An 8,956-nucleotide genomic window follows, 5' to 3' on the forward strand; every position below is an offset into this window, starting at 1 on the left:
ACGGGGCGCCCCGCTTCGCGCTCCAGGGGTCCCGCGAATGGCGGTCAGGTATATCGGTGATTCGCCCGCAAACCGGTTGCGGGGCCACCCCGCGAAAAACGCGCCTCCCCATTCAGCCCCGAGTCGGACAGGGGTCGTTCCCGCTTCGGCCCGGCAACGCGCGCCCGCCCGAGTGCACCGATTCAGCGCCCCTTCCCCGCCCGTTCACGCGCGTTCACCGGTGCGCAGAACGCCCTTCTGCGTCGCATCCGCGTATCAGGCAGGTAACCGGCATAAGAACGGGTTACCCCCCGAACGGTTGACCTGATCCGCGCAGAGCTACCGATGGTGGGATTGCTGCCTGTCAGCGGGCTGCCGCCCGGCCAGGTCGACAACCGACCCGTTCGTGGGGCGGGTGCGGGGGTAAGGGCCTGACCGGGACGCGCACGCGCCCCGTCCGCTCACCTGACCTCCGGGGGCATATCCACCGGGACGGTGAGATTGGCCTCCGGCAATGGGGGTAGCTGGGTTGACGCAGTGAATTTCGCACGGCCAGGTGATTTACGTTCACCCGCTGTGAGGTGTTCGCTTCCAGGGTGACTGAGCAAAGGCGCTCCAAGCCGTCCGAACTGGAGTTGGACCTCATCCGACGGATTCAGAACCTCGCGCACCGCGCCGAGGTGACCGCGCACAGCCGTTCCAACCTGGTCGGCCCCCCGCCGTCCCAGGAGCACCTGGACATCCTCGCGGAGATCCGGGCGCTGACCGAGCTGGCCGTGGAGGAGCAGGTCGTGGGCAGACCGCGCTCCACCGTTCCCCCGCAGGCGCCGCGGCCCGTCGAGGAGTCCCTCGGCGGGACGACGCGGACGCTGGTCTGACGGGCGGGGGCGGCGCACCACCCGCCCCCGCGCCCGCCTGAGCGCCGCCCGCGGACCGCAAGGGGCCCGGCCCACCCCGCAGGAGGGTGAACCGGGCCCCGCAACGCCACCGCGCCCCTGAGCGCGCGCGAAGCGCTGCCAGGGCGCCGCTCCGCGGGCGCTACTTGCGCCGCACCATGTTCACCAGGCCCTTGAACGTCTCCTCCAGCCCGGACGAGAACGGGTTGTCGTGCACCAGGTACGTCCACGTCGTGTTCGGCCGCTGCACGCCCGCCGCCTCCAGGTGCGCGCCCTCCGCGTCGATGGTCACCTTCACGAAGGTGTCCTCCGACTCCTCCCACGCGTCGTTCTCCACCTTGTTGAACGCCGTGATCGCCTCGCGGTGGAACTCGTCCAGGGGGTTCTGCCTGGCCAGCGCCCGCAGGTGGATGCCCTCGCGCAGGTCGGTCAGGAACACCAGGTGGTCGGTCCACCGCTGGTCCAGGTGGTGCAGGACGATCTGCCGCGCCGCCTCGAACCGGACCTCCTCGTCCAGCTCCGCCAGCTCCTCGGCGCGCTCCGGCTTGCGCCGCGCCAGCTCCTCCCAGGCGTCCCCGCCGGTCAGCAGCTCCTCGCGCCGCTTGAGCAGCAGCAGCCGCTGGTGCTCGATCAGCTTGCTGTAGCGCCATGTGTTCCGGTGGATCTCCAGGTGCACGCCCTCGGCGACGCGCTGCGCGTGCTCGACCGTGGCCAGCGTGCCCTTGTCGACCACCCGCCCGTCCTCCTCGACCTCGCTGGCGTCCGCGAAGTCCGGCACGTACTGGGTGAACAGCTCGTCCTGCAGCGAGGAGAAGAACACCGACCCGCCGGGGTCGCCCTGCCGCCCGGCGCGCCCGCGCAGCTGGTCGTCCAGCCGCGACGACGAGTGCCGCCCGGTGCCGATCACGTACAGCCCGCCCAGCTCGGCGATGCGCTCCCGGTCCGTCGACTCGTGCCCGCCGAGCCGGATGTCCGTGCCCCGGCCCGCCATCTGCGTCGACACGGTGATCCGCTCGAACGACCCGGCGTCCGCGATGATCGACGCCTCCTCGGCGTCGTTCTTCGCGTTGAGCACCACGCACTCCAGCCCCGCCTCGGCGAGCTTGCGGGAGAGCCGCTCCGACTCGGCCACGTCCAGCGTGCCCACCAGGATCGGGCGGCCGTTCGCGTGCGCCTCGGCGATGGCGGCGACGATCGCCGCCTCCTTCTGCTCCAGCGTCGCGTACACCCGCGACTCCTCGTCCTCGCGCACGCAGTCGACGTTGGACGGGATGACCAGCACCTCGAGCGCGTAGAACGTGCGCAGCTGCTCGGCGACGGCCACCGCGGTGCCGGTCATGCCGCACACCACCGGGTAGCGGTTGAGCAGCGCCTGCACGGTGATCGAGTCGAGCACCTCGCCGCTGTCGGTGGTCGCCACCGCCTCCTTGGCCTCCACGGCCGCCTGCAGGCCGTCCGGCCAGCGCTGGAGCTTCGCGATGCGGCCCTTGGTGTCGTTGATCAGGTGCACCTTGCCGTCGCGGACGATGTAGTCCACGTCCCGGTGCAGCAGCACCTGCGCGTGCAGCGCCACGTTCACCTTGGACAGGGTGGTCGACACGTGCTCGTCCGAGTACAGGTCGATGCCGCCGAGCGCCCGCTCGACCGCCTCGCTGCCCGCCCCGGTCAGGTAGACGTTGCGCTCCTCGTCGTCCACCTCGAAGTGCAGGTCGCGCCGCAGCCGCTTGACCAGCTCGGCCAGCGCCGGATCGGCGGCGGGACCGGCGGTGGAGCCCGCGAGCACCAGCGGCACGCGCGCCTCGTCCACAAACACCGAGTCGGCCTCGTCGACCAGCGCCACGCTCGGCTCCGGCACGATCCGGTCCGCCACGCTCGTGGCCAGCCGGTCGCGCAGCACGTCGAACCCGATCTCGCTGACCGACGCGTAGGTGACCTCGGCCTGGTAGGCGGCGCGCCGCTCCTCGGGCTTGGAGCTCTGGCTCAGCCAGCCCACCGACACGCCCAGCAGCGCGTACAGCGGCCCCATCCACTCGGCGTCGCGCTGCGCGAGGTAGTCGTTGACCGACACCACGTGCGCCTGCTTGCCCTGCAGGGCGAAGCCCGCGGCGGCGATCGCGCCGGACAGGGTCTTGCCCTCGCCGGTGGCCATCTCCACGACGTGCTTGTCCAGCAGGCCCAGCGCGCCGAGCACCTGCACGTCGAACGGGCGCAGGCCCAGCGCGCGGTCGGCGGCCTCGCGGCCCAGCGCGACGACCTCCACCAGGTCGGCCCGCTTGAACGGGGCCTTCTCCCGCAGGGCGGTGGCGGCCTCGGTCAGCTCGGCGTCGCTGAGCTTCCCGATCGCCTCCGCCCGCGCGTTGACCTCGTCGAGCAGGGCGCGGTAGGGCGAGAGGTCAGCAGAACCCGGCTTCTGCGCGAACCGGCGCAGCCGCTGCTTGAACCGCCCGAGGAGTGTGGTCACGGACGGGCAACGTACGCCACCGGCGTGGCGTTCCGCACGTCACCCGGTTGACCGTTCACTCTCCCGCACCCGCCCGACCGGGGCGCGGGGGCGTTCGCGCAGCGTGCCGGGGTGGTCGCGCCCGGTGCGGGCCCCGCGCTCGCAGAGCGCCGCCCCACCGGCCCCATCGGCGGGGCGGGACTCCGCGAGCGCTGCGCCCTCGACTCGGGCGCCCTCTCCGGTCACGTCGGGTGACCGGCAGGTCTCGGGGCCGCCACGACCCCGCTCGTACCGGTCTACTCCGATCGGCCCGCGCGGTTCGGTCCTGCTCGATTCAGATCACCCCGCCCGGCCGCACCGGGTTCGGGAACACCAACTTGCGTCGGGCTCGGGGGCAACCGATCCGACGTCCGGTCGTTCGCCCGCGCCCGCCCCTCAGTCCAGGTCCAGCCCGGTCTGCACCTCGGCGAGCGCCGAGAGGGCCTCCTCCAGCTCCTCGGCCTCCTCCCACAGCTCGCGCCACTCGGACTCCTCGGCCACGACCCGGTCCAGCGCCCGCCCGGCCAGCGCGACCAGCGCGGTGTCCGGCTCCGGCACCTCGGCCCCGTTGCGCACCACCTCGCCGACGCGCGCCGCCGCCACCACGGCCGCCGCCGCGAGCGCCGACTGGGCCTCCGGGTTCTCCAGGTAGTCGGACTCGTCCGCCGCCGCCTCCAGGGCCTCGCGGAGCACGCCGGTCCGCTCCTCGGGGTCGGCGTCGCGCAGCACCGCCAGCAGGTCCAGCGCCCCGTCGTTCTCGAACACCCCGGTGCCCCAAGCTCCCATGTGCGAGAGCCTAGTCCACACAGGACAACCGCCCGCGAGCGTGATCGACACCGGTTCCGGGGAACCTTCCGGGGTGCTCGCGCGTCAATCAGGGCACTTGAGACAGTGGAGGAAGCCCGTGGTGTTCAAGAGGATGTTGCGCGCGTTCGGGGTCGGGGGACCCTCGGTGGACACCGTGCTGAGCAACCCCAACGTCCGCCCCGGCGACGTGCTGACCGGCGAGGTCCGCATCTCCGGCGGCGACCACCAGGCCGAGATCGACCGGGTGAAGCTCACCCTGGTCACCAGGGTCGAGGTGGAGCGCGGCGACGAGGAGCACGTCCGCAACGTCGAGTTCGCGGGCATCATCGTCGCCGAGAAGGTCGTGGTCGGCGCGGGTCAGCAGTACTCGCTGCCGTTCCGGTTCCAGATCCCGCTGGAGACGCCGCTGACCGTCGTGCACGGCAGGCACCTGCACGGCATGACGATGGGCCTGCGCACCGAGCTGGACGTGCGCGGCGCGATCGACCCCGGCGACCTGGACCCGTTCGCGGTGCACCCGCTGCCGTCGCAGGAGCACGTGCTGGCCGCGTTCGACGCGCTCGGCTTCACCTTCAGCAAGGCCGACTGCGAGCAGGGCCGCATCCACGGCGTCCCGCAGCAGCTGCCGTTCTACCAGGAGATCGAGTTCCGGCCCCCGGTGCAGTTCCTCAACCGGATCAGCCAGGTCGAGCTGAGCTTCGTCGCCGACCCGCAGCAGCTGCACGTGGTGCTGGAGGCCGACCGCAGGGGCGGGCTGCTGCGCGCCGGCGGCGACGTCTTCGGGCACTTCTCGCTGCCGCACTCGCAGGTCCCCGGCACCGACTGGGCCGGGCTCGTGCACCAGTGGATGGACCAGGTCGCCCGCAGGCGCGGCATCTTCTAGCCCCGACCCCACCCGGTGGGGACGCCCGCGCGTCCCGCCGGGTGGAGCAGGCCGCGCCGCGCGCCCGGCCGAACCCGCGTGCTCCCGGCGTCCTTGACCGTGCGCGGAGCGTGTTGCACCCTGACCGCACGGTGAGGTCCGGGCGCGCGCCCGGACCGCGACGAGGAGGTCCCCGGTGCGGCGCACGATGTTCGACGACGACCACCACGCGTTCCGCGAGAGCGCGCGGGCGTTCGTGGACCGCGCCCTCCGGCCGAACTACCCCAGGTTCGTCGAGCAGCGCGGCCTCGACCGGGACGTGTGGCTGGAGGCGGGCCGCCAGGGGCTGCTGGGGCTGGAGGTCCCCGAGGAGCACGGCGGGTCCGGCGCGGACGACTACCGGTTCAACACCGTGTTCGCCGAGGAGCTGTGCGCGCTCAGCGCGGGCGTCGCCTCCTGCCTGGGCATCCACGGCGACGTCGTCGGCCGCTACCTGGTCGACCTGTGCACCGAGGAGCAGAAGCGGCGCTGGCTGCCCCGGTTCTGCTCCGGCGAGCTGGTCACCGCCATCGGCATGACCGAGCCGTCCGGCGGCTCCGACCTCGCCGCGCTCAAGACCACCGCCGTGCGCGACGGCTCCGACTGGATCCTCAACGGCTCCAAGACGTTCATCACCAACGGCTTCTCCGCCGACCTCGTCCTCGTCGCCGCCAGCACCAGCCCCGACCGGGGCGCCAGGGGCATCAGCCTGTTCGCTGTCGAGTCGGGCACGCCCGGCTTCGAGCGCGGGCGCAAGCTCGACAAGGTCGGGCAGCCCGAGTCCGACACCGCCGAGCTGTTCTTCTCCGACGTGCGCCTGCCCGCCGACAACCTCGTCGGCGAGGTCGACCGGGGCTTCGCGCACATGATGCGGCGGCTGCCGCAGGAGCGGCTCGGCGCGGCCGTGTCGAACCTCGCGCACGCCGCGCGGATCCTCGTCGAGACGGTCGAGTACACCAAGGAGCGCAAGGCGTTCGGCCAGTCGATCGGCTCGTTCCAGGCCAACAAGTTCACCCTCGCCGAGCTGGTCACCAAGGTCGACGTGACGCAGGCGTACGTGGACCAGTGCGTGCTCGCGCACAACGCGGGCGAGCTGACCGCGATCGACGCCGCCAAGGCCAAGTTCTGGACGGCGGACGTGCAGAACTCGGTGCTGGACGCGTGCGTGCAGCTGCACGGCGGGTACGGGTACATGACCGAGTACCGGGTGGCGCGGGCGTGGATGGACGCGCGGGTGACCCGGATCTGGGCGGGCTCCAACGAGATCATGAAGGAGCTGATCGGGCGCGACCTCGGGCTGTGAGCCCGGCGGTGCGGTTCCCCGGCTAACGCGTGATCGCGATCACGCGACAGTCGGGCTGGGGGAGAAGTCGACCGCATCGGGGGGAACGTCGTGGCCGCGCCGCAGCAGATCGCCGAACCGGAGCTGACCGTCCTGGCCCCGCCCAGGCCCGCGTACCGCCGCAAGCGCTACCTGCTGCCGTTCGCGATCAGCGCGGCCACCGCCCTGGTGGGGGCGATCGCGCTGTTCGCGGGCGGCACGGTGGGCCTGCCGCTGCAGCAGGTCGTCGTCATCACCGGCAAGCTCGCCTCCAAGGCCGAGTTCTTCACCGACGAGGTGGTGCGGCGCGAGCTGATGGCGCACGGCATCCAGGTGCACATCACCAAGGCGGGCTCGCGCGCGGTCGCCACGGGCGACGTCGACCAGTACGACTTCGTGTTCCCCTCCGGGCAGCCCGCCGCGCTGCTGATCAAGGAGCAGCGGCGGGCGGAGCACAAGTTCGCCAAGGTGCACAAGCCGTTCTTCAGCCCGATCGTGTTCGGCACGTACCGCGACTACGCCGAGGCGCTGCTCACCGGGCTCGGGGAGGAACCCGCCACCGCCGACGACGGGAAGCTGTACTTCTCGGTCGACATGGCCAGCCTGGTCGAGCTGATGCGCCGGGGCGCCAGGTGGTCCGACCTGGGCCGGGGCCGCCTCAACAACGGCAACCAGGTCCTGGTCCAGACCCCGGACGTGTGCAGCGCCAACTCCGCCGCCACCTACCTGGGGCTGCTGGCGTTCGTGGTCAACGGCCAGCGCCCGCCGGTGGACGAGGCCGAGGCGCTCGCGCTGGCCGACCAGGTCAAGCCGTTCCTGATCGGCCAGGGCCTGCCCGGTGACGACATGTCCATGCAGTACCTCGCGCCCGAGGGCCGCGGCCTGGCGCCGATCGCGGGGTTCTACGAGCCCCAGTACCTGGCCCACCAGATCCGCCACGTGCGGCAGAACGGGAAGCCCGACGCCAACCGGGTGCTGATCTACCCGGAGGCGCAGCTCCAGACCGTGCCCGAGTACATCGCGCTCACCCCGGACGGCGACCGGCTCGGCCAGCTGATCAGCAACGACCCCGCGCTCAAGCAGCGGGCCCTCGAACTGGGGTTCCGGGTGTTCGAGCCGGACGGCTCGCTCAGCGCGGGCAGGCTCGCCGAGCACCTGGACTCCCTCGGCCTGCCCGCGCCCGACAGCGGCGTCAGCGACACCGAGACGTTCCTGCCGCCGCTGCCGCTGCTGGAGAAGATGATCGAGCGCGTCGGCGGCTGCCGGTGAGGCGCGCGGCCCTGCTCCTGGCCGTCGCCGCGCTGCTCGCGCCCACCGCCTGCACGACCACCCGCCCGCCCGAGGTGCGGCTGACCGCGCTGGCCGCGCCCGAGCTGGCCGACCTCGCCCCGCTGCTGCCCGACCTGCGCCGCGACACCGGCGTCGAGCTGGTGCTCGACCACCGCGAGACGCTCGGCGCCGACCTGTCCGGGCACGACCTGGCGTGGCCGCCCAGCACCCGCTACCTGCGCCTGGCGGGCGGCGAGCTGCCGCTGGCCACCCCGACCATGACCTCGCCGCTGGTGCTCGCCGTCAAGCGCGACCGCGCGCCGGGCCTGCGCGGCGGCACCTGGGCCGACGTCGCCCAGCTCGCCGCGGGCGGCGGGCTGCGGTTCGCGCTGGCCGACCCGCACCGCGCCGACAGCGGCCTGTCCGCGCTGATCGGCGTCGCCACCGCCGCCGCGGGCACCGGGAGCGCGCTGCGCCTGCAGGACGTGGCGTGCGACAAGCTCGGCGGCCTGCTCACCGGGCTCGTGCGGGCCGAACCGGACTCGGCGACCGCGCTGGCCGAGTTCGCCCGGCGCGACGACGTGGACGCGGTCGTCGGCCCCGAGTCCGAGCTGCTGCGGCTGGCCGACTCCGGGCGGGTGCCCGGCGGGTTCGACCTGGTGCGCCCGCGCGACGGGGTCGTGCTCGCCGACTACCCGCTGCTGCTCGTGCGGCCCGAGCACCGGGACGCGTACGACCGGGTGGTGGCGTGGCTGCGCTCGGACGCGGTGCAGCGGCGGATCGCCGAGACCACCGCGCGCAGACCCGTCGACCCCGCGCTGCCCCGGCCCGAGCGGCTGTCCGAGGAGATCGGCGCCGCGCTGTACTTCCCGGCGGAGCAGGCCGTGGTGGACGCGGTGCTCGCCGCCTACGACCGGGCGGCGGCCGGGCTGCGGGGGAGCGTGGTGTTCGTCCTGGACTACTCGCTGTCCATGCGCGGGGAGCGGATCGCGCAGCTGCGGGACGTGTTCGCGCGGCTGTCCGGCGGGGGCGGGTTCGACCGGTTCGCGCTCGGCGAGCGGATCACCGTGGTGCGCTTCGCCGGGCGGGTTCTGGACGAGCGGACCGTCGTCGTCGACGGGCAGGCCGCGCTGGACGGGCTGGCGGCCGTGCTCGCGTCCGACGACCTCGGCGAGGGCACCGCGCTGTGGACGGCGCTGCGGCGCGGGCAGGAGCTCGCGGGCGACGGGCCCGTCGTGCTGATCACCGACGGCGAGTCGAACGCGGGCATCGGTCCCGAGGAGTACCTGGCGGGGCCGCACGGG

At 73.1% G+C, this 8,956-nt stretch carries 7 protein-coding genes; 5 read left to right on the plus strand and 2 right to left on the minus strand.

Translation table 11 applies throughout. From position 1 onward, the window contains the following. Window positions 1-575: 575 nt before the first annotated feature. Window positions 576-857 carry a hypothetical protein gene (locus ACTUAL_RS10265; protein ID WP_096497671.1) on the plus strand — a complete coding sequence of 94 codons (282 nt, stop codon included), beginning with the start codon at window positions 576-578 and terminating at the stop codon, window positions 855-857. A 160-nt stretch (window positions 858-1,017) separates the two neighbouring features. Here the strand turns inward: ACTUAL_RS10265 and secA2 are convergent, their stop codons facing one another. Together secA2 and ACTUAL_RS10275 are read right to left on the minus strand one after the other, a co-directional pair. Then, entirely contained in the window at window positions 1,018-3,336 is a 2,319-nt protein-coding gene (secA2, locus tag ACTUAL_RS10270) for an accessory Sec system translocase SecA2 (protein WP_096492176.1), read from the minus strand. 414 nt (window positions 3,337-3,750) lie between these two features. Then, the gene (locus tag ACTUAL_RS10275; RefSeq protein WP_440900107.1) at window positions 3,751-4,140 is read right to left on the minus strand and encodes a DUF4259 domain-containing protein; all 390 of its coding nucleotides are present in this window, start codon (window positions 4,138-4,140) and stop codon (window positions 3,751-3,753) included. 118 nt (window positions 4,141-4,258) lie between these two features. On the opposite strand from ACTUAL_RS10275, the gene ACTUAL_RS10280 reads away from it, so the two are divergent. The 4 genes from ACTUAL_RS10280 to ACTUAL_RS10295 form a co-directional block, all read left to right on the plus strand. Beyond that, window positions 4,259-5,044, plus strand: a complete 786-nt coding sequence (locus ACTUAL_RS10280) for a sporulation protein (RefSeq protein WP_096492178.1) — start codon at window positions 4,259-4,261, stop codon at window positions 5,042-5,044. A gap of 175 nt (window positions 5,045-5,219) precedes the next feature. Beyond that, window positions 5,220-6,365 (plus strand): acyl-CoA dehydrogenase family protein, encoded by a 1,146-nt coding sequence (locus ACTUAL_RS10285; RefSeq protein ID WP_096492179.1) that lies wholly within the window; start codon window positions 5,220-5,222, stop codon window positions 6,363-6,365. A gap of 90 nt (window positions 6,366-6,455) precedes the next feature. Further along, on the plus strand, window positions 6,456-7,652 hold the full coding sequence (locus ACTUAL_RS10290) for a hypothetical protein (protein ID WP_440900108.1): 1,197 nt from the start codon (window positions 6,456-6,458) through the stop codon (window positions 7,650-7,652). After that, the coding region (locus tag ACTUAL_RS10295; RefSeq protein WP_440900109.1) for a substrate-binding domain-containing protein at window positions 7,649-8,956 on the plus strand (1,308 nt) is incomplete at its 3' end. The genes ACTUAL_RS10290 and ACTUAL_RS10295, both read left to right, overlap by 4 nt.

It is taken from the genome of Actinosynnema sp., from assembly GCF_052038725.1.

What these genes read in the sequence shown, in the direction of transcription:
- ACTUAL_RS10275 (WP_440900107.1), bottom strand. Translation starts at nt 4,140, where the DNA reads ATGGGAGCTTGGGGCACCGGGGTGTTCGAGAACGACGGGGCGCTGGAC.